This is a genomic window from Micromonospora parva (assembly GCF_040649675.1).
Taxonomy (GTDB): domain Bacteria; phylum Actinomycetota; class Actinomycetes; order Mycobacteriales; family Micromonosporaceae; genus Micromonospora; species Micromonospora parva.
Genome location: NZ_JBEZFX010000006.1, coordinates 369,242 through 392,162 on the forward strand (window position 1 = coordinate 369,242; position 22,921 = coordinate 392,162).

Consider the following 22,921-nt stretch of genomic DNA (forward strand, 5'->3'; position numbering starts at 1 on the left):
AAGAAGTCAAGCGGCGGCGGGGGTGCGCGGAATGCTCGCACCAGGGACGACAACGCCCGCCGATCAGGATTCCTCTCTGCTGCCCAACTGGCGCTGCGCCCGCTCGGCGATCTCGCCGGAGGCCCTGCCCATCATCGACCTGGCCCGGCCGAAGGCCGCCACACCGAACCGGCTGGCGACGCCCACACCCTCCGCCCCGGTCTCCAGAACCTTCTCTCCCACCCCGGTTCCGGTGTCGAGGACCTTGTCGCGTACCTCGGTCCCCGTTTCGAGGACCTTGTCACGCACTTCCACGGCGGCGTCCAGCCACCGCCTGGCATCCCACGACCGTCGGTCGCGTTCGAGGCCGAGCCGCCCGTGAAAGTCGACGACGGTGGTCGCCACGTGGTTGGTCGAGTGCACCACGGCACGGGATGTGCTCGGGTTCAGCAGCACCTTCGCGTTGGCGGTGCCGGCGGCAGCGTCCATCCGGGACAACAGGCGCGAGGTGCTGCGCGAGATGAGGTCGAGGCGGTTGCGGCGGGCGGCCCGGATGGCGACGCGATGCTCCTCCAGCTCTCCCGGGGACGTGTCCAGCACCCGGTCGAGTTCGAGCACGGCGACCGCGTCCTGGAGTTGGAAGCAGCGGGCCAAAACGGCGAGCCACTCCTGAACCTTGCTCTCGGCCTCCTTGGCCGCCTTGGCCAGGTCGCCAACCTTGGTCTGGGTCTCCAGCTTCTCGGCGATGGCGTCGAGCTGCCGCAACGCGTACACCTGGGTCCGGGCCAGCGACACCGGCGTGGCCTGCACCTTCGACCAGGTGACCTCGGAGACCCGGCCCACCTGCTCGCGGATGGTCAGGGCTTCGTCGATGACGAACTCCACCCCGATCATGTCCGCCACCACGGCGTCGGTCTGCGCGCGCAGCACGGCGTCGACCTTCGCGTCGATCACGGCGAGATAGTCGGTGATCTCCTCCATGGTCTGTTGCATCGCGAGCTGCGCCATGAGTCCGGCGGCGCCGGTCAGGATCGCCGGGTTGGTCAGCATCGCGCTGGGGGTCCGAACCACTTCGAGCAGACCGGTGATCTTGCCGTGGTCGGTCAGTACGGCCCGGCTGACACCGCTCTCCGAGCCCGTCATGAGGTTGTACTTCTTCATCGCCTCGGCGGACTCCGCGGTCAACCGGACCCAGCGGCCGGAATGGTCGGCGATCTCGGCGCCGCCCTTGGCGATGGTCGATCCGGTACGGAGGGTGGAGCTGAGTCGCTGCAGCCCGAGGTCTTTCGACGGCAGTCGCTCCGCGGTGAGGAAACGATCGACAGCCGCCGGATGCCCGATGACCGCCAGGCCATCGCCGTCGCTGATCAGTTGGATGGCGTTGTCCACCGTCGGCTCCTTGAGGCGTGGCACGGATTGGCCTCACGCTACCGCCGGCGTCGTCGGCCCCACCATGGTCCGCTCGTCTCGATGATCTCGGGATCGGAGGATGTCGTACCGCCGTCCCGTCCGGTGGCCAGTTCGTTCAGCGGCGGTGAAGGTGGCGCAGTGAAGAGGTGCGCGGTGCGTTTTTCGCGGGCGGGATCGCCTGCGACTTTCCCTCCGTTCGTGCCGCGTCTGCATGTTGCGGATCGCATGTTGAACGCCGACGACAGCCGGCCAATTCTGGGCGCGGCATTGCGGCCATTTGTCCGCAGTGGGAACCCGCGCCGATGGTTCACCAAGTGGGACGGGCATCAGGGTGAAGGCGAAGGCAGGAATATGACCGCTTAGGGTGATTCACCATAGCCGGCCATGATCGTGGTGATATCAGATTAGACGTGGCCGTACGCGGGATTGACCAGGTGCCCGGATGGTCACAGCGCAGTCCGGCAGCCGTCGCGGGTCGTTGACGGTCGTAGCCCGAGACCGGCAGGTCGCGGGCGATGTAGGGGTTTCCGGGATATTGTTCCGCGCTTCTGGCCACCGGTCCTTTTCTGCGGCTTGTGAGGTGATGTCGGAAAGAACCTGCACCGCGACGCCAACTGTTGGAATGGGAGTGGCTGGCATCGGTATGTTTCGACATTCGGCGGTGCTTCGGTATAGTGCGATCAATTCCCCTTGAGTGTGCCGGAAGGCGTCTGGTCTGCGTGATGACACCTGGGCTGGAAAGCGCATCATTGAGCCCGCGCTTCGTTGGGCGGCGACCACAGTTGGAGCGTATCGGGAGAGCCCAGGCGACTGTGCTGAGCCGACGGTGGCAATTGGTGTGCGAGGTGGTCGGAGAGCCGGGCATCGGCAAGACCCGGTTCGTCCACGAGGCTCTGCAGCGGTGCGGGCCCACCATCCCCTGGGCCGTCGGGACCTGTTCGCCGGACGAACGAGGAGTTCCGTTCCATGTGTTCCGACACGCCTTCACCGAGGGGCAGTCACTTCGCCACGAGGTGCGTGCCGGGCAGCCCACCGAGGCGACCTGGGCGGAGTCGGTCGCGGCGGTGCCGGCCGCGCCGGCGCGGGCGTCGGACGCCCGGCGGTTCCGGACGTACCAGCTGGCCCGCCGGCTGATCGGTCTGGCCGCCCGGGACGGTCTCGTGCTGGTCCTCGACGACCTGCACTGGGCGGATGCCTCCTCCACCGGTCTGATCGCCCACCTGCTGCGATACCCGGTGCCCGCCCCGCTGCTGCTCGTCCTGGTCTACCGACCGCGGCAGATGGCGACGCCGATGCCTTTCGGGCCACCGGTTCCCGCCGAGCACGCCGACGCGGAACCGACGTCACACGATCGGATCGAACTGCACCCGCTCAGCGTCGCTGAGGTCGGGCTCCTGCACCCCCACGTCGACCAGGTGGAGCTGCGCGCCCGGTACGACCTGAGCGGTGGCAACCCCGGTTACCTCGCGGTGCTGCCCAGCGGCCCCACCTCGACCAGCGCGGACCCAATCCGGGAAGCACAGGGCGCCCGGCTGGCCGACGCGGCGGTGGCCGTGCTGCGCCGCGAGTGGGTGGACCTGCCCCCCGTCGAGCTGACCTGCCTGCGGGCCGGGGCGATCGTCGACGCGCCCTTCACCACGGACCTGCTCGCCGAGGTCGCGCAGGTCCCGCCGCCAGTGGCGGTCGAGGCCAGCTGGCGGTTGGCCCGGCTGGACCTGATCCGCCGCGTACCCGGAACGGGACGGTTCGCCTTCCGACACCCGGTGCTGCGGATGGCGGTCGCTCAGGACACCGACCCGGCGTGGCAGGTGAAGGCGTGTGTGCGCGCGCTCACCGCGCTCGTCGAACTGGGCGCGCCACCAACGGACCGGGCCCGCTACGCGGAACGCCTGCTCTCCCTGCCGAACGGTGGCTGGGTCGACCGCTGCGTCACCGTGCTCTGCCGGGCCGCGCAGGAGGTCCGGCGCGAGACGCCGGACCTGGCCATCCGCTGGCTGCGGCTGGCGCTGTGTGCGTTACGGCCGACGGCCGGGCTCACCCAACGTCGCCAGGACGTGTCGCTCGCGCTGGCCCAGATCACCGGGGAGGCGGGCGATCTGGCCGAGAGCAGGGCCCTGCTCCAGGAGATCGTGCCGCTGTTCCCCGTCGACGCGGACGGGCGGCGGGCGCGGGCGGTGGCTCTCTGGGCGCGGGTGGAACGTCTGCTCGGCAACTACGCGGAGGCGTCGGCCATCAGTCGGCGGGAACTGGCCGCCCTGCCAGCGGGTGCCGGACCCGCCGGCGGTTACCGACTCGCCACCGAGATCGGCGTCGCCGGCATCCTGGCCGGGCACCCCGTGACCGGGCTGCCCGACATGCTCAGTGGAGACCTCGGTGGCTCCGGAGCGGACCGGGCCAGCCTGCTGGCCGTCAGCAGCCTGGCCGCCGCCCACGACGGCGCGCTCGACGACGCCCGGGGCCTGCTCGATGCCGGTGCCCGGATCGTCGACGCGCTGCCGGACCGGGACATGCGCGACCACCCCGACTGCTTCACCGCGCTCGGTCTGAGCGAGCTGTACCTCGAACGGCAGGCCGATGCCGCACGACACCTCGACCGCGGGCTGACGCTCGTCCGCGCCTCGCACCGCGACGACGGGCTGTGCCAGCTGCTGCTCGGACGTAGCCAGGTGGCCTACCACGGCGGGCAGCTGACCACCGCCATCGCACTGGCCACCGAGGCCGGCATCGTTGCCCGGCGCATCGGCAGTCACCACCTGCTGAGCTTCGCCCTGGCGTTCGAGGCCGAGGCGACGGCGTGGCGGGGTGGGCTTCGGGACGACGACCGGGCGGTGGCGCTGGCCCGCAGCGCCGTCGGCATCGCCACCGACCTCAGCACCTGGTGTGGTCGTACCGCCGCGACGGCGTTGGCGACCGCGGCGCTGCTGTCGGGAGATCCGGCGACCTGTGCCGAGCTGGTGCTCTCGGCCGGCGGCGACAGCCGACTCAGCCGGCTCCAGACGTCCCTGCGGCCCCGGTGGTACGAACTGCTGTGCGCCGCCGCGCTCGCCGCCGGCGAGATGGCCGACGCCGAGCGGCAGGCGCGGCTGGCAATGACCGAGGCGGACCAGGTGGGTCTGCGTGGGCAGCGGGGCTTCGCCGAGTCGGCGTACGGCGAGGTGCTGCTCGCCCGCGGCGAGTTCCGGGCGGCGCTGCCGCACCTGCAGACCGCTGCCGACCTGTTCCGTACCGGCGGCATGGTGCTGCGGCGCAGCCTTGCGCTGGCCTCCCTGGCCCGGGCGGCGGAAGCCGCCGACCAGACCGGCCTGGCGGCGCGGGCCCGCCGCCGGGCGTTGGAACTGGCCGGGTGGTGCGCAACGGAACGAGTCGGCCTGCGACTGGCCCGTCCGGTCGGTCCGCGCGAGGTCGCCGCCCTGACCGACCGGGAGTGGCACATCGCCCGGCTGGCGGCGACCGGGGCCACCAGCCGACTGATCGGTCGGCAGCTGAACATCAGCCCCCGCACGGTGGAGGCGCACCTGACCCGCATCTACCGCAAGGCGGGCGTCGCCTCCCGATCGGCTCTGGTCGCCTGGGTCGCTCGGCTCGATGACACCGATCGGTGACCACGACCCGGGCCGGATGACGTCGTTTCGTGCAACGTCGACAGGCCGGGCAGCACGAGGCAGCGCCGCCGCCGTCGTAGCCCGACAGCCGCTCACATACTCGACTGCATCCGGTGCGATTCCCGTGCGCCGGTGGTGGATGGAGGACGAGATGCTGCGCAGAAGGTCCGTCAGGAACCCGCGTACCCTCGCCGCGCCGGTGCCGGCGATCCCGTTCGCCGCCGCCACGGTGGCGCTGCTGGTGCTGACCGGCTGTGGTGGCGAGCCGGTGGACGCGGCCACCCCGGCGCCCCACGGCTCGGCCGCGTTCGGTCGGGACCGGGCCGCGCTGGTGCTCACCGCCTTCGACCAGGCAGACTCGGCCGCCTCGGTGGCCGGTGACGTCGAGGCGCTGCGGACCCAGGAGGTGTCGCCCTCGCTGGACCTCAGCATCGCCGCGGTGCGGCGGGCCGAGTACAACCAGCGTCCGCAACCGTCCTTTCAGCACATCAACCCGGCCTTCGCGGTGCCACCCGGCGAACCGTCCTGTTTCCTCGCCACCGCCACGCTGCGGCTGACCGGATCGGAGCTGGCTCCCACCGATGTGAGCCAGTTCGTGCGCGGTGCCGATGGCCAGTGGAAGCTCAGCCACAACGTTCAGGTCACCCAACCCTCGCTGGTGGTGGCCCGCAGCCTTGACGGCCGACCGGCCACCGCGGGCGGCGCCGCCCTGGACGAGACCAGTCGCCGGGCCCTCGCCGCCGAGGTGTTCGCCCGCAGCATCGGGTCCACGACGGGCAACCGTTCCCTCGTCGCGTCGAGTCCGCTGCTCGACGGCCAGTTCGCCGGCGGTTGGGAGGTGTACGGGCAGCAGCTCGCCGGTGTCGGCGGGGCGGTGCGACGGACGATGGACCGGGCCGAGTGGTCCGACTGCGCGGTCGCCGTGCCGACCGGCACGCTCACCTTTCTGACGATCCACGCCACCGACACGCTGCGTCCGGCGCCGGGCGGCCCGGCGACCGTCCGACTGGAGCCGCAGAGCCCGGACCTGATCGCCACCGGTCATCGCACGGCGGTCAGCGGAAAGTCGATCCGGGTCTCCCGGGTGGAGACCTTCGCGCTGCTCGTGCCGGCGCAGACCGTCGGCACCTCGGTGCTGGGGCTCAACGACACCGCGTTGACAGTCACCGCCGGCTGACCCCGCCGCCCCGCTGCCACGGCACCGGCGACGGCAGAAACCGGTGGCATCGCTCGGATCGGGGCGCGCCGGACCGCGACGATGGCAGCAGCCGTGATCAGAGCGGGCCCCGCTCGGTCCGGTCACCAGGCCCGGGAGGAACCCAGATGTGGCGTCCGCGCTTCCGAACGGACTACGTGCCGGTGCGGCTGCCCGACGGCCCGCTGGTGGTGCTGGGGGAGACCCGCAGCCTGCTCATCGACGACCCGGTCGCCGCGGACCTGGCGGACCAGCTCGACGGTGCCGCGCCGCTGGCCGACGTGGTGGCCCGGTTGGCCACCCGGCACCCGGTCGCCGCCGTCGCCGCGGCCCTCGCCCGGCTGCGCGACCACGGCCTGCTGGTGTCCGGTCCGACGCACACCACGCCGGCCGAGGCCGCAGGCTGGGACGCCCGGGGTGTCCCGCCCGACGCCGCACGACGGTGGATGGCCGGGGGAGCGGTCACCATCGTGGACCTGGGCGCGCCCCGGGTGGCCGAGACCGCCGACGCCCTGCGCGCCCTCGGGCTCGCCCCGACGGTCGTCGGGCCGGACGCGCCGGACCCCGGCGCGGCCACCGACCAGGTGTTGGTGCTGCCGTCGTCGATGCTCGACCCGCGGCTGGCGCTGATCAACGACCGGCACCTCGCCGCCGGTCGCGCGTGGACCCTGGCCCGGCCACACGGCAACGTCGTCTTCCTCGGCCCGCACCTCGTGCCGGGCCGCACCGGCTGCTGGGCCTGCCTGCGGCAACGCTGGCAGGAGAACGAGCAGGTGAACGCCTTCCTCGACGGGCAGGACCTGGCCGGTCCGCTGCCGCAGCCCGGCCGTGCGGTACTGCCCGGTCTGGCCACCATGGCGGCCGGGCTGCTCGCCGCCGAACTCGCGGTGCTCGCCGTCCGGGGCGCGTCGCCCCGCCTCACCGGCCGGATGGTCGCCCTGGACACCCGGGACCTGAGCACGGAGAGCCACCAACTGGTACGCCAGCCGCAGTGCCCCGCCTGCGGCGACCCGGACCTCGTCCGCAAGGCCGATGCGCGGATCGACCTGCCACCGAGCGGCGCCCAGCCCAGCCGGACCGTCGACTCCCGCACCGGGCAACCCGCCGAGGCGTACGCCGCGCTCGTCCACCACGTCAGCCGGTACCTGGGCGTGGTCAGCCGGCTGACCCCGCTGGAGGCGACCGACAACGGCGTCACCCACACCTACTCGGCCGGGCACAACTTCGCCCAGCCCCGCCAGCTCGCCGCGTTGCGCCGCAACCTGCGCGGGCAGAGCGGCGGCAAGGGCCGGACCGACCTGCAGGCCCGGATGAGCGCGCTCGGGGAGGCGGTGGAGCGCTACTGCGGGGTGTGGCGCGGCGACCGGCCCGTACACCGGGCGACCTACCGGCAGCTCGGCCCGGAACGCGCGGTGCACCTGCGGGAGCTGCTGCTGTTCTCGGAACGCCAGTACGCCGACCGGGAGCGGCTCAACCGCGACCTGGGGCACCTGCACCGTGTTCCCCGCCCGCTGCCCGACGAGGTGGAGCTGGACTGGACCACGGGTTGGTCGCTGACCCGTCAGACACCGCGCGAGCTGCCCGCAGCGCACTGCTGGTACGGGCATCCGGAGCTGACCGGGCTGGGGGTGTGCTCGGCCGACTCGAACGGCTGCGCGGCCGGCGGCAACCTGTCCGACGCGATCCTGCAGGGCTTCTGCGAACTCGTGGAGCGAGACAGCGTGGCCCTGTGGTGGTACCACCGCTCCCGGATGCCCGGGGTGGACCTGACCTCGTTCGCCGACCCGTGGACGGCCGCCTGCGTCGACCATCACGCCACCGCCCTCGGCCGCGAACTGTGGGCCCTCGACCTGACCGCCGACCTGGGCGTACCCACGTTCGCGGCGGTGTCCCGTCGCGTCGACCGGGGGCCGGAGGACGTCCTGGTCGGCTTCGGCGCGCACCTGGACGCGCGGGTCGCGCTGACCCGGGCGCTGACCGAGGTGAACCAGTTCCTGCCCGCCGTCGCCGGCCCCGGGCGCAACCGGTACGGCGTCGACGACCCGGACACCGCGCGCTGGTTCGGCACCGTACGGGTGGCCGAGCAGCAGTGGCTGGCCCCGGATCCCAGCCGGCCGCCGCGCACCGCGGCGGACCACCCGCCGCTGACCACCGGCGACGTCGGGGACGACGTGCGGTGGTGCGTACGCCGGGCCGAGCAGGCCGGCCTGGAGGTGATCGTCGTCGACCAGTCCCGACCGGACGTCGATCTGGCGGTGGTGAAAGTCGTCGTTCCGGGCCTGCGGCACTTCTGGCGTCGACTCGGTCCCGGCCGGCTGTGGGACGTGCCGGCCCACCTTGCCCGGAGCCCACTGGCCGTCGACGAGACGTCGGCCAATCCGCTGAACGTCTTCTTCTAGCCGGTGATCCCGGGCCCACCGGGACCGCGGGAAGGATGTGGGGATGACCACCGTCATGGACCCGGTCGGTCGGCGACCGTCATGAGCGGCTCCGTCGGCGGTCCGCCGATACAGGAGTCGTACCGGCTGCGCCGTGACGCGGAGCTGCGGATCGGTGCGGACGGCGCGCTGACGCTGCGGCAGACCCGTTTCCAGCTCAGCCTGGAGCAACCGGGCATGGGCCGGCGGGCGCTGCTGCTGCGGCTCGCCGCCGACTGGGTCAACGACGTCGAGGTCGGTCGGCTGATCAGCGGCCTGGAGGGGGAGAACCGGGTGTTGCCCGCGCAGCTGCTGCTGCGCCGGTTGCTCGCCCACTCCTGGTTGGAGCGCCGCGTCCAGGTCGACGATCGGCCGCTGCTCGACCTGGTGCCCACCGGCCTGGGCCGGGGCAGTCTGCCGGAGACGCGCCCGCACACCCCGGGGGTCCGCTACCGGCTCTCCCGCTTCGCCACCCTCCAGCACGACCGGGACATGCTGGTGGCCGCGTCGGCGCTGAGCACCCTCGTCGTCGGCTGCGCCGACGCCGCCCTCGGCGCGGTGCTGGCCGCCGCCGCGCCGGGCGTCGGACCCGACGTGGTGGCCCGTACGCTCGGCGTGCCGCCGGATGTCGCCGGCCGGGTGCTCGACGAGTTGACCACCGCCCGGGTCCTGGTCACCGACGCCGAGTTCGAGGCGGAATGCGACGAGGCGCCGCTGGCCTACTGGTCGCCGGAGGAGCTGCGGCTGCACCACCGCTCCCGCGCCGGCCGGCACGCGCTGCCGGTGGGCGGCACCTACCGGATGCGGGAGCGCTTCACCCCGCAACCGCTGCGCCGCCCGTACGACGGGAGTCGGGCGGTCGAGCTGCCGCTGCCGGACCTGGCGACGATCGCCAAGGAGGAACCCTCGTTCAGTCAGGTCGTCGCGGACCGGCGCAGCGTGCGCGAACACGACGACGCGGCACCGCTGCCGCTGGAACGGCTGGCGGAGTTCCTGTACCGGTCGCAGCACACCACCGCCGTCGGCGAGGCCGGCGGGCAGGAGGTCGGCCACCGGCCCTACCCGGGTGGTGGGGGCGTCTACGAACTGGAGATCTATCCGCTGGTGGCGCGCTGCGCCGGGCTCGATCCCGGGCTCTACCACTACGACCCGGTGGGGCACCGGCTGGAGCCGGTCGCCGCCTGGGGGACGGCCGCCGACCGGCTGCTGGCGTACGCCCGGGCGTCCGGGGCCCTGCCCCGGCCGCCGCAGACGGTCCTGGTCGTCACCGCCCGCGTGCAGCGGCTCATGTGGAAGTACGAAGGGATGAGCTACGCCATGATTCTCAAGGACGCGGGTGTGCTGACCCAGCAGATGTATCTCGTCGCCACCGCCATGGGGCTGGCGCCGTGCGCCCTCGGCGCCGGGGACTCGCAGGCCTTCGCCGAGCTGTCCGGGCTCGACCCGCTGGTCGAGCCCAGCGTGGCCGACTTCCTGCTCGGCTCGCGTCGCGCCACCGGCCCGGCCGCCGGGGAGGGCCGGCCATGAAGTTCCGGCGGCAGGCGCTGCGCCAGTTGGAGGCGCCCGAGCAACTGGACCGGGCGGTCCGGCTGACCACGGTGCCGAACTGGCTGGCCACCACCGCTCTGGTCATCGTCGTGGTCGCCGCGGGTGTCTGGTCGGTACGCACTGTGGTGCCCCGGACCGTCGAGGCGGCCGGGGTGCTGATCCACTCGAACGGGATCTCCGCGCTCGACGCGCTCGACGCCGGCCAGGTGACCAAGGTGTGGGCGGCACCGCACCAGCGGGTGCCGAAGGGCACGCCTCTCTACAGCCTGCGCACGGCCGACGGCAAGGTACGGGTGGAGACGGCGCCGGGTGACGCGTACGTCGTCGCCTGGCTGGTCTCCGAAGGCGAGATCGTCACCCCCGGGACTCACCTGGCCGACCTGGAACGGCTCGACGCCGCCGGGGACGCGTTGCAGGCCGTCGTCTACGCCCCCGCCGTCGCCGCGCCGCTGCTGCAACCCGGCGTCTCCGTCGAGGTGGCCGCCGCGGCCGCGCCGCGCAACGTGTTCGGCACCCTGGCCGGCCAGGTCACCACTGTCGGTGCCTTCCCGGAGACCGAGGCCTCGCTGCGCGCCTTTCTGGGCACCGGGCCGGACGTCCGGCGACTGCTCGCCCGCGGCAGCGTGGTACGGGTGACGGTGGCCCTGGAACCGGACCCGGCGGCCCCGGGCGGCCTGCGCTGGACCAAGTCCCCACCGCCGTTCCAGCTCAACTCGGCCAGCGAGGTCACCGCCTGGTTCACAGTGGACCGGGAGCACCCGATCGACTGGTTGCTGCGGCGATGAGCGCGCCGACGACAGCCGCCAGCGGCACACCGCAGCTGCCCAGGATCCGGCGTCGCCGGGTCCGCACGCCCGCCCTGATCCAGATGGAGGCGGTGGAGTGCGGTGCCGCCGCGCTGGGAATCCTGCTCGCGCACCACGGTCGGCACGTGCCCCTGGAGGAGCTGCGCCGGGTGTGCGGGGTCAGCCGGGACGGCTCCACCGCGGCCACCGTGCTCAAGGGGGCCCGCCGGTACGGGATGGTGGCCAAGGGTTTCCAGATGGACCTGGCCGGCTTGGCCACCGTGGCGCTGCCGGCGGTGCTGTTCTGGCGGTTCGAGCACTTCGTGGTGCTGGAAGGGCTCGGCCGTAAGGTCCACATCAACGATCCGGCCACCGGCCCCCGCGCGGTGAGCTGGGAGGAGTTCGACGGCGCCTTCACCGGCATCGTGCTCACCATGGAGCCTGGCCCGCAGTTCCAGCCCGGCGGCACCCGCTACCGGCTGGTGCGGGCGCTGGCGCAGCGGTGGCGCGGCCCGGGTTCGGCGATCGCGCAGATGCTGCTGCTGGGCCTGCTGATCGCCGTGGTCGGTCTGACCATCCCGGTGATGGCCAAGGTCTTCGTCGACCGGGTGCTGCTGCAGGAGGATCGGGCCGCCTTCGCCGGCCTGGTGGCGGCGGTGGCGGTGGCCACCGTGCTGACCTTCCTGGCCAGCCTGCTGCAGCAACGCCTGACCGTACGCGCGGAGACGGCGCTCGCCCTCGCCAGCGCCGCCAGGTTCTTCCGACATCTGCTGCGGCTGCCGCCGACCTTCTTCGACCAGCGGCAGGCCGCCGACCTCAGCCAGCGGGTCCGCGGCAACGAGGTGGTCGCCGAGGTGCTCACCCGCCGGACGGCCACCACCGTGGTGGACACCGGCCTGGTGCTGGCGTACGGGGCTCTGCTCTGCCAGTACGACCTGCTGCTCGGACTGTGCGCGGTGGTCCTCGCCGGGCTGAACGTCAGCGTGCTGCGCTACGTCGCCTCGACCCGGTCCACCGCCGTCGTCGGCCTGCAGGCGGACCGCAGCAAGCTGGTCACCACCGTGTACACCACGGTTCAGATGATCGAGACGGTGAAGGCCGGCGGCGAGGAGGAACGGGCGGTGGCCCGGTTCGCCGCGCGCCATGCCACCGTCGCCACCCGTCAGCAACGGCTGGGGGTGCCCACCGCGGTGCTCTCGGTCCTGCCGGCGCTGCTCGCCTCGGCGACCACGGCGGTGCTGTTGGGGTTGGGCAGCCGGCAGGTGGTGGCCGAGTCGATGAGCGTCGGTGTGCTGGTCGGCATGCAGAGCCTGGCGGCGGCGATGAACCGCCCGCTGGGCAATCTGACCGCGCTGGGTTCCCGGTTGCAGGACATGAGCGCCGACCTCAACCGGCTGCGTGACGTGGAGCGCTACCCACTGCCCACGGTCCAGGACCGACCCGCCGGTCCGGTGGCCCCGATGGAGGGGCACCTGCGCATCGACGGGGTCACCTTCGGCTACAACCCGTTGGGCCGTCCACTGCTGGAGAACTTCAGCCTGGACCTGCCGCCGGGCGCCCGGGTGGCGCTCGTCGGGCGGTCGGGCAGCGGCAAGTCGACGGTCGGCAGGCTGGTCGCCGGGCTCTACCGGCCCTGGACCGGGCGGGTCACGGTGGACGGTCTGGAGCGGGCCGCCGCCGACGACGGTCTCTGGGCGGCCACCGTCGCCATGGTGGACCAGGACCAACGCCTGTTCGAGGGGACGGTGCGGGACAACGTCACCATGTGGGACCTCACTGTCGCCGACGACGACGTCGTCACCGCGCTGACCGACGCGTGCCTCTACGACGAGGTTGCGGCCCGCCCAGGTGGTCTCGGCAGCCCGGTGCGGGAGAACGCCCGCAACTTCTCGGGTGGGCAGCGGCAGCGGCTGGAGATCGCCCGAGCGCTCGTGCGCAACCCCCGGGTGCTGGTGCTGGACGAGGCCACCAGCGCGCTGGACGCCGAGACCGAACGCCGGATCGACCTGCACCTGCGTCGGCGCGGGGCCACCTGCCTGATCGTGGCCCACCGCCTGTCCACGGTCCGCGACTGCGACCTGATCGTCGTGCTGGACGGCGGCCGGGAAGTGGAGCGCGGCACCCACGAGCAGCTCGTCGCCCAGGACGGGGCGTACGCGCGCCTCGTCCGCGACCACTGACCACGACGATCCGAGGAGACGCTGATGAGTGGCGCGGTGGAGGATGCCCCGGCCGGTGGCCTGAGCGCTTTCTGCTCGGACGGCGTACGCCAGGTGTGTCGCCTGGACGGCCCGGCGGCGGGCTGGCTGATCACCGGCGGTGAGGCCGACCTCTTCGCGGTACGCCGGGCCGGGATGAGCCCCTCGCGTCGGCACCACGTGGCCCGGCTGCCGGCGGGTGGCCTGGTGCCGACGTCCACCGCGATCGGTGCGTGGCAGTTGATCCTGGTGCCGTTGCCCGGAACGGAGCTGCGCGGGTTGTCCCGACGTCACCTGTCGGTGCTGGAACGGCATGTTCGCCTCGGCCGGGTGGCGGACGAGGGGGCGTCGCTGCGGGCGCGGGTCGCCGCGACGGAGCTGGTGGCGGCGGTGGATCTGGTGCTGGTCGCCGTCGCTGACGCGCTGCGTCGCGGGCAGGCGCCCCGGCAGGCGTCCACCCTCCAGGGACGCGAGATCATTTCGTTGGCGCAGGGGAGTGCTGTCACCTCCACCGGCGGGGCGTGGTGGCTGCGCAGCGCCGGTGGGCAACTGCGACGCAACGACGGTGGTCCGGCGGAGATGTCGGGGGAGCGGGAGCTGCTGCTGGTCGCCGAGCGGGACTGGGTGGTGGCCGAGTCGGCGTGCGCGGTGGAGAGCCACGGCAGCTGGGACCTGCTGGTCAACGGTCAGCTCCGGTCGGCGGTGGACCAGCATGTGGCCCGGTTGCTGCGAATGGTGGAGATCCGGATCGAGGAGGCCGACGCGGCGGTGCTGGGTGCCGTGCATCGGCGTCGGGAGGCCGACGCCGCGGTGCTCGCCGCGGCGGCCCGCCGGTCGATCGGGGTGATCGGCGCCGGCGGTGCGGGCGGTGTGGTTCCGCTTCCCGACGGCGAGGCCGGCTTCGACCGGTACGGACGGGCGGCCTCGGTGCTCCGGGTGGTCACCGAGGGGATGGGCAGCCCGATCAACGAGCCGGCCGACCGCAGCCGTGCGCCGCTGGACGACCGGGCGGCGGTGCACGCGGTGACCCGCGCGTCCAGCCTGTTCCTGCGGGAGGTGCGGCTGCCGGAGCGGTGGTGGCGGCGGGACCTGGGGCCGCTGGTGGGGTGGCGGCCCGGCGACGACCCGCAGCGCGCGGTCGCGGTGCCGCTGGTGTTCCGCCGTGGCCGCTACCACCACGTCGACCCGGACACCAGGGCGTACGGCCCGGTCGACGCGACGGTGGCCGCCACGTTCGCCGCGGAGGCCACCGAGGTGCAGGCGCCGCTGCCGTCGACCGCTCGGATGCGCCACCTGCTTCGGGCCGGGCTGGTCGGTGCGTCCGGCGACGTACGGGGACTGGTGTTCGCCGCCACCTGCGTGGCGGTGCTGGGCCTGGGCGTGCCGCTGGCCACCGGCGAGGTGCTCGGTCAACTGGCCCGGCAGGGCGAGGTGACCGGCCTTGTCGGTTTCCTCGCGCTGATGCTCAGCGCCGCGGTGGTCGCGGGGCTGGTGGGTGTGGTGCAGAACCTGCGTCTGCTGCGGTTGGACGGCCGGATGCAGTCGGGGGCGCAGCTGGCGATCTGGGACCGGCTGATGCGGCTACCGGCCCGGTTCTTCGCCGGTCGCAGCAGCGGCGAGATCGCCAACTCGATGCTGGGGATCTCGTTCGTCGGTGAGGCGTTGAGCGCGTTGCTGCCGCAGCTCGTCACGGCGGCGGCGACAGTCGCGGTGACCCTCGGAATGCTCCTGGTGGTCGAGCCGGTGCTCGGGCTCTGGGCAGCGGGGATCGTCGCCGTCACCATGCTGACCTTCGGCGGGTTCGCCGTGTTGATCGTCCACCAGCAACGGTCCGCGCTGCCGGCCGAGCACCGGGCGGCGGCGATGACCAACCAACTGCTCGGCGGCATCGTCAAGATCAAACTGGCGGCCGCCGAAACCCGTGCCCACGCGCGCTGGTCGGAGGTGGCCGCGACGGCCCGAGCGGCGCTGCAACGGGTCCGGCAGAGTCAGGCGGGCCTGGTCGCCTTCGGCACCGTGCTGCCGGTCGCCGGTCAACTGGTCCTGTTCGCCGTGCTGATGGGGCCGCTCGCCGGCCGGGTCGCGCCGGCCGACTTCTTCATCCTCAACGTCGGCTTCGCGATGCTGCTGGGCGGGCTGCTGGTGCTGGTGTCGGCCGGGGTCGAAGTGATCGCGGCGGTGCCCCGGCTGGGCAGCCTGCGGGAGATCCTGCGCGCTGACCCCGAGGCGCGGCCGGACCGGGTGGACCCGGGCGAGTTGCGCGGCGAGATCGCGCTGCGCCGGCTCACCTTCGCCTACCAGCCGGACGAGCCGCCGGTGCTCGTCGACATCGACCTGCACATCCGCCCGGGTGAGTTCGTCGCCATCGTCGGGCCGAGCGGCTGCGGGAAGTCCACACTGCTGCGGTTACTGCTCGGTTTTGAACGCCAGCAGCAGGGCGCCGTGCTCTACGACGGGCAGGACCTCTCCGAACTCGACGTGCACGCGGTCCGCAGGCAGTGTGGAGTGGTCCTGCAGGACGGTCAGCTCTTCGCCGGTTCGGTACGCGACAACATCTGCGGCGCCGGCAGCTTCGGACTCGACCAGGTCTGGGAGGCGGCGCGAATGGCCGGCCTCGCCGACGACCTGGAGGCGCTGCCGATGGGGATGAGCACGATGGTGCCGTTCGGCGGCGGGACGCTCTCCGTCGGGCAACGTCAGCGGGTGCTGATCGCCCGCGCGCTGGCCCCGCTACCCCGGATCATCTTCCTCGACGAGGCGACGAGCGCCCTCGACAACCGCACCCAGGAGGTGGTCAGCCGCAGCACCGCGGCGCTGGCCGCGACCCGGGTGGTCATCGCCCACCGGTTGTCCACGGTCCGCGCGGCGGACACCATAGTGGTCCTCGAAGCGGGGCGGATCGTCCAGCGGGGCACCTTCGACGAGTTGATGGGCGACAAGGACGGGCTGTTCCACCGGTTGGCGCGGCGGCAACTGCTCACCGAACCGGAACGCTCCCCCGCGGTGCCGGAGAGCCGACAGGCGGACGGTCAGCCCGCGACCGGCTGACGGTCCGGTCAGCCGTTGTCGATGACGGTGCTGTCCTCCAGGCACACGTCCGCGTCGAGGTGGTTCTCCAGCAGTTCGGCGATGTGTGCCTCCGACTGGTTCTCCACCGCCAGTCGGAACGCCTCGGTGAGCACGTTGACCACGCCCTGGGTGAGCAACAGGGTCTCCCGGTCGAGATCGGCCCAGGACGACCGGGCGTCGCTGCGTACCAGCTCCGGAGCGAGGGTCAGCAGCCGGGCGGTGACGGCGGCGACCAGCTCGTCGGCGACCGGTCGGAGGCTGTCCAGCACCTCGCTGAGGGTCTGCAGTGCCGGTACCGTGCCCACCCGTACCCGGTGCAGGTCCAGGGCGGCGCGCAGCGGACGCGGCCGGACGGTGCGGACGGTGCCGTCGGTGGTCCGGCCGATCACGCCGTGCCGGGTCAACGCGTGGGCCAACGCGGGACGGTCGGCGGTCAGCCGTTGCAGCATCGCGGTGAGCCCGTCGGGCGCGTCGTCACTGGCCCGGACCCCGAGCATCGCCTCGATGGACACCAGGTTGAAACCCTGTCGTTGCAGGGCCAGGATCGCGTCCAGTCGGCGGACGTGGGTGTCGTCGTAGAGCGCGGCCCGACCGCGGCGCACCGGCGGGGGCAGCAGCCGCCGGGCCTGGTGGGCTCGGATGTTGCGCGGCGACATCCCCACCTTGCGGGCCAGCTCCTCCACGCTGTACCCGACCGGAGCGCCGGACGTCGTCGTCAGCTCGTCGATGGTCACGGTGGCCTCCGGCAGCACTCGGTGACGGAACACGGCAACCCCGTCGAACCGCTGTCACGCTGGGCGGTCCGCCGCTCGCAGCGTAAGTGCGGGCACCGGGCGGGTGAAAGGCGAGGAATTACTACTTGTCCACAGTGGTGACAATCATTAGGATCACCATCCGCCGCAACTCGCTGATTCCCAATTACCCGGCTTTCGCCGCAGCGCGACCTTTTCGCGGCCACATTCGGTGAAATTCCCGCTCGCTGAGCCGACCGGATCCACCGGTGACCCACGATGAAGCGAAACCGGCGGCCCGGACCCTCCCGCGCTGCCTGTCGCCGCCATCGGCGGCCGACCATCGAAGGGAGCAGGGTGTGACACCTGTCGATCGAGCGGTCTTCGTGGCCGCGTACAGCCGGCTGGTCGCCGACGTCTGGGCCGACCCGGCCAAGGAGCAGGCGCTCGACCGCGACCCGCGCGGCTTCCTCGCCGGCTACGGGCTCCAACTGTCCGAGGACGTGCAGGTCCGGGTCGTCCGGGACATCACCGACGCCGATCCGGACCTGGAGGTGCAGGTCGAGTCCTGGCAACAGGCCGGCAGCACCGGCACGTTCGTGCTCTTCGTGCCGTCGCTGCTGCCGGTGGCTCAGGCGGAATTGGCCGAGGACGAACTGGACAGCGTCGTCGCCGGCCTGGACCCCAGTTGCGCCTGCTGCTGCCCGTGCTGCTGCACCTGACACCGAAGTCTGCCGCCCATTCTCCGCCACGGCAGATTCTGATGGCAGACAGCCGAGAAACATTGATTGTCGAAGCTCGATCTTCGTAGCGTTCTCGCCACGACGATCACACCCCGTCTTGCAGCCACCCGAGGAAAGGACCGAACGATGAGCAACGACGAACAGGAATATGGCGCGAGGTTCGTGACCAAATACTCGGAACTGGTCACCGCAGTGTGGCGCAGCGACGAGGAACTGCAGCGCCTGCTCGCCGACCCGACCGGCTACGCGACCGCGGCCGGCCTGCCGGTCACCCCCGGCGCCCGGGTCGAGGTCGACCGCGCCCAGCCCGCCACCCTCTACACCAAGGACCAGATCGTCGCCGACTGGGCCGGCACGCCCGGCCTGCACATCCTGCACGTGCCCGAGGTGCCGCTGGTCGACCTCAACGAGCTCACCGAGGCCGAGCTGGAGACGGTCGCCGGCGGCGTGGCCCCCATCGCCGACAACAACGTCAACATCATCGCCGTCCTCATCCTCTGAGTTCCCCACCCCCCGCCGGGAGCCTCGATGACTGACACGACCGAGACCATCGCCTTCCGATCCGGCACCTACCGGACGGCCACCGTGGAGCAGACCTGGGAGCGGGTCGGACACCTGCTCGACCGGTTCCGGATCACCCGGGTCGCCGACATCACCCGGCTCGACGAGATCGGCCTACCGGTGCACGTCGCCTACCGGCCGGTGGGAGCCACCATGGCGGTGAGCGTCGGCACCGGCGCCACGGCGATGCAGGCCCGGGTCAGCGCGGTCATGGAGAGCATCGAGTCCTGGCATGCCGAGAACCTCCGGCCGGGGACCGTCGTCCGGTCCCCGGCCGAGGCGCTCGACCTGCCCTACGACGTCCGGTGGCTGCACCTGGCGGAACGGTCACCAGTGACCCCCGCCGTCGAACTCGACTGGGTGGCCGGCCGTGGGCTGGTGACCGGGGCGCACTGCCTGGTGCCGCGCGCCACCATCGAACTGGACTTCACCATCCGGCGTGGCTGGGACCGCGCCCTGTTCACCCCCAGCAGCAACGGGCTGGCCACCGGGAACACCTTCGCCGAGGCCAGCCTGCACGCCCTGCTGGAGGTCGTCGAACGCGACTGCATCGCCCCGTACTGCACCGCGCCGCTGGCCGAGCGCACCTACGCCGACCCGGGCACCGCCACCAACGCGATGACCCGCACGGTGCACGACGCGCTGGTACGCGCCGGTTGCTGGGTGGAGGTCTGCGACATCACCAACGCCGTCGACGTGCCCTGCTACGCCGCCTCGATCTGGTCGGAGGACCTGCCGGTCACCTTCGGCGGCTTCGGCTGCCACGTGGACCCGGAGATCGCCGTCGGTCGAGCCATGGCGGAGGCGGCACAGTCGCGCCTCGTCATGGTCTCCGGAGCCCGCGACGACATCGACGCCACCGCGTACCACGATGTCGGCGCGCCGCCGGTGCCGCCGCCCACCGTCGACCGGCCAGTCCGGCCGGTCCGCCGGAATCCACCACCGGCCGGGGACGTGACCCAGGTGCTGCGCGAGCTGGCGTCCCGGGTGCAGCGGGTCACCGGCGTCGAGCCGTTCAGCGTCGACCTGACCCACGACGACATCGGCATCGCGGTGAGCAAGGTGTTCGCCCCCGGCCTGCGGATGTTCGACGAGCGGGCGCTGAGTACCCGACCGGGGGTGCCCCGTGACTGACGTCGTCTTCATCGGCCCGAGCCTGCCCGCCGACGAGGTCGGTCGGCTGCTGCCCGACGCGGTGGTGCTGCCCCCCGTCGCGCACGGCGACCTGCTCCGCCTGGACGTCGCCCCCGGCGACCGGGTCCTCGTCATCGACGGGTTCTTCCTGCAACACCCGCCGGTCCGCCACCGGGAGATCCTCGACCTGCTCGACCGTGGCGTGACAGTGGCCGGCGCGGCCAGCATGGGCGCACTGCGCGCCGCCGAGCTGTGGCCGTTCGGCATGCGTGGCGTGGGCGAGGTCTTCCAGCTCTACCGCGGCGGGGTCGTCACGGGCGACGACGAGGTGGCCGTGGTGCACGGCCCCGCCGAGGACGGCCACCGCGCCCTGAGCGTTCCGCTGGTGAACATCCGGGTCGCGCTGCGCCGCGCCGTCGCGGCGGGCGTGCTCAGCGACACCGAGGCGGTGCTGCTGCTGAACATCGGCCGGGACCTGCCCTTCCGCCGACGGTCGTACCGGGCGCTGGAGCGCAGCGCGCCACCCGAGGCGAAAGACGTGGTGGACCGGTTCCTCACATGGCACCGGCAGGACCCCAGCGACGCCAAGGGCGCCGACGCGCGGCTGCTGCTGTCGATGGCGGCGGACAACGCCCCCGAGCTGTGCCCGGCGCACCCCGGCGACCAACCGATCGACAACCTGCACACCCGCTTTCTCGACAGCTGGCGCTCCCGGTTCGCCGGCGAATCGGTCGGCGGTCACTGGACCAGCGACCGGGAGGCCGCCGCGGTACTGATGCTGCTGCATCCCGAGTCGCCGACCTGGCACCGGCGGGGAGTGCTGGCCGGGCTGGCCGAGGTCGACATCACCGACCCGGCGGTCGAGGAACGCGCCAGCGAGGTGGCCCGCCGACGCGGGCTGACCGGTGCCCCGGCGAGCGGGTGGGACTGGTTGACCGACCGGGAACGGGATCTCGACGACCGCGAGGCGGTGCTGCGGGTGCTGGTGCGCGCGTTCGGCACCACGCCATACCGCAGCCTGGCGCTGTGGATGGTCGCGGCGCCGCTGCGTACCCCCGCGTTGCTCACCGCGGCGCGGCAGGTCGCGGCAACCGCGGCGTCGCTGAACGAGACGCTCGTCCCGCGGACCACGGGGCGTCGCCGCCCGGGTGGTCGGCTGCACTTCCGCACCGAGATCGTCGACGCGTGTTTCGCCCGGCTGTGGGGCTGTGCCGTCGACGAGCTGGAAGCGGCGGCGTGGGACCGGGGCTTCGTCGACCTCGCGGCGTTCCGGTACGCCGCCGAACCGTTGGTCGCGTACGTCAAGGCGTTCGGTTCCCCGCGACTGCCCACCGTGGGCACGCGGGCGCAGGAGGGCACCCTGGCCGGTCCAGCGGCCCGGGTCGGCTGAGGAGGCGTCGATGAGCGGCACGGTGAAGGCGGCACTGATCTACCCCCCGCTGACCGATCCCACCTCGGGATACCACTCCCTGAACTACCTCGACTCGTACGCCCGGGCCCAGGGGCACCAGCCGGCGGAGATCATCGACGCCAACATCGAGGCGTTCCACCACTCGTACACCCCGTCGGCGTACGACTGGCTGCGGCGGGAACTGTCCCGGCTCTCGATCGACGACCTCAGCGGCCCGGACGCGCTGATGGCCCGGGCCAACCAGCTCGGCCTGCCCGACCCGGATCCGGAGCGGCTGCGTCGGTCGATCGGCGTGCTGCAGGATCCGACCCTGTTCTACGACTACCGGCACTACCAGGACGCCGTCGAGGGCGTGATCTCCTGGATGGACGCGCTCGGCTCGGTCGGGTTTCCCGGGCAGTTCCACGCCGGCTTCCGGCTTCACCCACCGCCGATGATCTCGATCGGTTCGGTGGCCGCGCTGACCGACGAGGCGCTGCTCGCCCGGCTCAACCGGCCCTTCCTGCCGTACTACGAGGACGTGCTGATTCCCCGGCTCGCCGCGGGCGGGCACCAGGTGATCGGCATCAGCGCCACCTACCAGTGGCAGCTGCCGTTCGCGCTGTGGATCGCCCGACTCGTCCGGCAGGCCTGCCCGGACGTCTTCCTCATCGCGGGGGGCACGGAGATCTCCGACGTCTGGAAGTGCGCCAGCAAACCCGAGTACGTCTTCCAGGTGCTCGCCGACTTCGACGCGATAGTGGTCGGCGAGGGGGAGAGCGCGTACACGGAGATCCTGGACGCGGTGGCGGCCGGCACCCTGCCGGCCGGGCACCCCAACGTCCGGCTGCACCCCAAGTACGGCCGCCAACGTCACCTGCCGCTGCGCTACGAACGCCTGGCGCAGGTGCCGGTGCCGGACTTCTCCGGCCTGCCCTGGGACCTCTACCTCAGCCCGGAGCGGTTCGTCTACTACTCGCCGACCCGGGGCTGCTACTGGAACAAGTGCACGTTCTGCGACTACGGACTGAACACCGACGGCCCCACCAGCCCATGGCGGCAGGACACGGTGGCCACCATGGTCGCGGACGTCACCGAGCTGTCGAAGTTCGCCAAGTTCATCTACTTCTCCGTCGACGTGCTCGCCCCCGCGACCATCCTGCGCTTCGCCGAGCAGGTCGTCGAGCGAGGGCTGGACTTCCGCTGGGGTGCTGAGATCCGGCTGGAGAAGTACTGGTCCGACGAGCGCTGCGAACTGCTGCGGCGCAGCGGCTGCGTGGCCATCTCGGTCGGCTTCGAGTCCGGTAACCAACGCATCCTCGACCTGATCGACAAGGGCACCAAACCCGAACAGGTACGCCGCACCATGACCGCGATGACCAAGGCCAACATCGGCGTGCAGATGATGGGCTTCACCGGTTTCCCCACCGAGACCCGCGAAGAGGCGCTGGACAGCGTCACCTTCCTGCGCGACAACCCGGACCTGTGGACCCTCGGCGGGCTCGGTGACTTCATGCTGACCCCGGGCGCCATCGTCGCCAAGGAACCCGAACGGTTCGGCATCACCAACGTGCGGCCGGTGGAAGGCTCCGACATCGTCCGGATGCTCAAGTACGACGAGCCGGTGACCGAGGCGGCCCAGGCCGAGGTCGCCCAGGCCAAGGCGGGCCTGAACCCGGGGCACTACCACCGCCCGTGGCTGGGCAGCACCGACACCCCGCACACGTTCTTCTACCACGACCGGTACGGCACTGCGGTGCGTGGCGTCCTCGCCAACGACCGGGTCCGGCACGACACCGACGACCAGACCGAGTTCCTCGCCAACGGCTCCTTCGTCGACCGCGACGACGAACAGGTCTGGGAGGCGTACCGGCGGATCCGCTCCGACGAGCAGGACGGCGTCCCCGGCGAGCTGCCGGCCGACCGGCACCTGTTCCGCCGGATCGACGGTCAGGTGTTCGCACTCAACCGCAGCAGCCGGCTGTTCCTGGACCTCTTCAGCGCGCCGCTCACCCTCGCCGAGGCGCAGCGTCGGCTCTGGATCGTCGAACCGACAGTCGCGGACCGGGTCTGGCGGACCTTCATCGGGCAGCGGCTGATCCGCCGGCATCGGCTCCCCGCCGAGCCGGCGCGGTGAGCCGACCGCCCGGCCGGGGATT

General features: G+C 72.3%; 14 protein-coding genes. 12 read left to right on the forward strand and 2 right to left on the reverse strand.

Going from position 1 to position 22,921, the window contains the following annotated elements:
* Positions 1–63: 63 nt before the first annotated feature.
* The gene (locus AB0C03_RS17825) at positions 64–1,368 is read right to left on the reverse strand and encodes a hypothetical protein (protein ID WP_357637842.1); all 1,305 of its coding nucleotides are present in this window, start codon (positions 1,366–1,368) and stop codon (positions 64–66) included.
* 743 nt (positions 1,369–2,111) lie between these two features.
* On the opposite strand from AB0C03_RS17825, the gene AB0C03_RS17830 reads away from it, so the two are divergent.
* From AB0C03_RS17830 to AB0C03_RS17860, 7 genes are all read left to right on the forward strand, one after another.
* Positions 2,112–4,991: a helix-turn-helix transcriptional regulator gene (locus AB0C03_RS17830; RefSeq protein ID WP_357637845.1), complete on the forward strand. Its 2,880-nt coding sequence runs from the start codon at positions 2,112–2,114 to the stop codon at positions 4,989–4,991.
* A 151-nt stretch (positions 4,992–5,142) separates the two neighbouring features.
* Positions 5,143–6,168 (forward strand): hypothetical protein, encoded by a 1,026-nt coding sequence (locus tag AB0C03_RS17835; RefSeq protein WP_210866587.1) that lies wholly within the window; start codon positions 5,143–5,145, stop codon positions 6,166–6,168.
* A 146-nt stretch (positions 6,169–6,314) separates the two neighbouring features.
* Positions 6,315–8,585 carry a TOMM precursor leader peptide-binding protein gene (locus tag AB0C03_RS17840; RefSeq protein WP_210866586.1) on the forward strand — a complete coding sequence of 757 codons (2,271 nt, stop codon included), beginning with the start codon at positions 6,315–6,317 and terminating at the stop codon, positions 8,583–8,585.
* An 81-nt stretch (positions 8,586–8,666) separates the two neighbouring features.
* On the forward strand, positions 8,667–10,130 hold the full coding sequence (locus tag AB0C03_RS17845; protein ID WP_051708149.1) for a SagB/ThcOx family dehydrogenase: 1,464 nt from the start codon (positions 8,667–8,669) through the stop codon (positions 10,128–10,130).
* On the forward strand, positions 10,127–10,936 hold the full coding sequence (locus AB0C03_RS17850) for an HlyD family efflux transporter periplasmic adaptor subunit (RefSeq protein ID WP_030328351.1): 810 nt from the start codon (positions 10,127–10,129) through the stop codon (positions 10,934–10,936). Before AB0C03_RS17845 ends, AB0C03_RS17850 begins: the two co-directional genes overlap by 4 nt.
* The gene (locus AB0C03_RS17855; RefSeq protein WP_210862668.1) at positions 10,933–13,116 is read left to right on the forward strand and encodes an NHLP family bacteriocin export ABC transporter peptidase/permease/ATPase subunit; all 2,184 of its coding nucleotides are present in this window, start codon (positions 10,933–10,935) and stop codon (positions 13,114–13,116) included. The genes AB0C03_RS17850 and AB0C03_RS17855 overlap by 4 nt, the downstream gene beginning before the upstream one ends.
* A gap of 24 nt (positions 13,117–13,140) precedes the next feature.
* Complete coding sequence (locus tag AB0C03_RS17860; RefSeq protein WP_210866585.1) at positions 13,141–16,182, forward strand: ATP-binding cassette domain-containing protein; 3,042 nt, start codon at positions 13,141–13,143, stop codon at positions 16,180–16,182.
* An 8-nt stretch (positions 16,183–16,190) separates the two neighbouring features.
* Here the strand turns inward: AB0C03_RS17860 and AB0C03_RS17865 are convergent, their stop codons facing one another.
* Entirely contained in the window at positions 16,191–16,970 is a 780-nt protein-coding gene (locus AB0C03_RS17865; protein WP_210866584.1) for a MerR family transcriptional regulator, read from the reverse strand.
* A 323-nt stretch (positions 16,971–17,293) separates the two neighbouring features.
* On the opposite strand from AB0C03_RS17865, the gene AB0C03_RS17870 reads away from it, so the two are divergent.
* From AB0C03_RS17870 to AB0C03_RS17890, 5 genes are all read left to right on the forward strand, one after another.
* Complete coding sequence (locus AB0C03_RS17870) at positions 17,294–17,656, forward strand: hypothetical protein (RefSeq protein ID WP_156057267.1); 363 nt, start codon at positions 17,294–17,296, stop codon at positions 17,654–17,656.
* A gap of 147 nt (positions 17,657–17,803) precedes the next feature.
* Entirely contained in the window at positions 17,804–18,178 is a 375-nt protein-coding gene (locus AB0C03_RS17875) for a class IIb bacteriocin, lactobin A/cerein 7B family (protein ID WP_030328340.1), read from the forward strand.
* Positions 18,179–18,205: 27 nt separating this feature from the next.
* Complete coding sequence (locus AB0C03_RS17880; protein WP_210866583.1) at positions 18,206–19,372, forward strand: YcaO-like family protein; 1,167 nt, start codon at positions 18,206–18,208, stop codon at positions 19,370–19,372.
* Positions 19,365–20,762 (forward strand): TfuA-like protein, encoded by a 1,398-nt coding sequence (locus tag AB0C03_RS17885; RefSeq protein WP_210866582.1) that lies wholly within the window; start codon positions 19,365–19,367, stop codon positions 20,760–20,762. The genes AB0C03_RS17880 and AB0C03_RS17885 overlap by 8 nt, the downstream gene beginning before the upstream one ends.
* Positions 20,763–20,772: 10 nt before the next feature.
* Positions 20,773–22,899, forward strand: coding sequence for a B12-binding domain-containing radical SAM protein (locus AB0C03_RS17890; protein ID WP_051708146.1), 2,127 nt, complete (start codon positions 20,773–20,775; stop codon positions 22,897–22,899).
* Positions 22,900–22,921: the final 22 nt, after the last annotated feature.

Bases quoted from the DNA above. Each gene is read 5' to 3' on its own strand.
- AB0C03_RS17830 (WP_357637845.1), top strand. From the start codon at position 2,112: ATGACACCTGGGCTGGAAAGCGCATCATTGAGCCCGCGCTTCGTTGGG.
- AB0C03_RS17835 (WP_210866587.1), top strand. From the start codon at position 5,143: ATGCTGCGCAGAAGGTCCGTCAGGAACCCGCGTACCCTCGCCGCGCCG.
- AB0C03_RS17840 (WP_210866586.1), top strand. From the start codon at position 6,315: ATGTGGCGTCCGCGCTTCCGAACGGACTACGTGCCGGTGCGGCTGCCC.
- AB0C03_RS17845 (WP_051708149.1), top strand. From the start codon at position 8,667: ATGAGCGGCTCCGTCGGCGGTCCGCCGATACAGGAGTCGTACCGGCTG.
- AB0C03_RS17850 (WP_030328351.1), top strand. From the start codon at position 10,127: ATGAAGTTCCGGCGGCAGGCGCTGCGCCAGTTGGAGGCGCCCGAGCAA.
- AB0C03_RS17855 (WP_210862668.1), top strand. From the start codon at position 10,933: ATGAGCGCGCCGACGACAGCCGCCAGCGGCACACCGCAGCTGCCCAGG.
- AB0C03_RS17860 (WP_210866585.1), top strand. From the start codon at position 13,141: ATGAGTGGCGCGGTGGAGGATGCCCCGGCCGGTGGCCTGAGCGCTTTC.
- AB0C03_RS17875 (WP_030328340.1), top strand. From the start codon at position 17,804: ATGAGCAACGACGAACAGGAATATGGCGCGAGGTTCGTGACCAAATAC.
- AB0C03_RS17880 (WP_210866583.1), top strand. From the start codon at position 18,206: ATGACTGACACGACCGAGACCATCGCCTTCCGATCCGGCACCTACCGG.
- AB0C03_RS17890 (WP_051708146.1), top strand. From the start codon at position 20,773: ATGAGCGGCACGGTGAAGGCGGCACTGATCTACCCCCCGCTGACCGAT.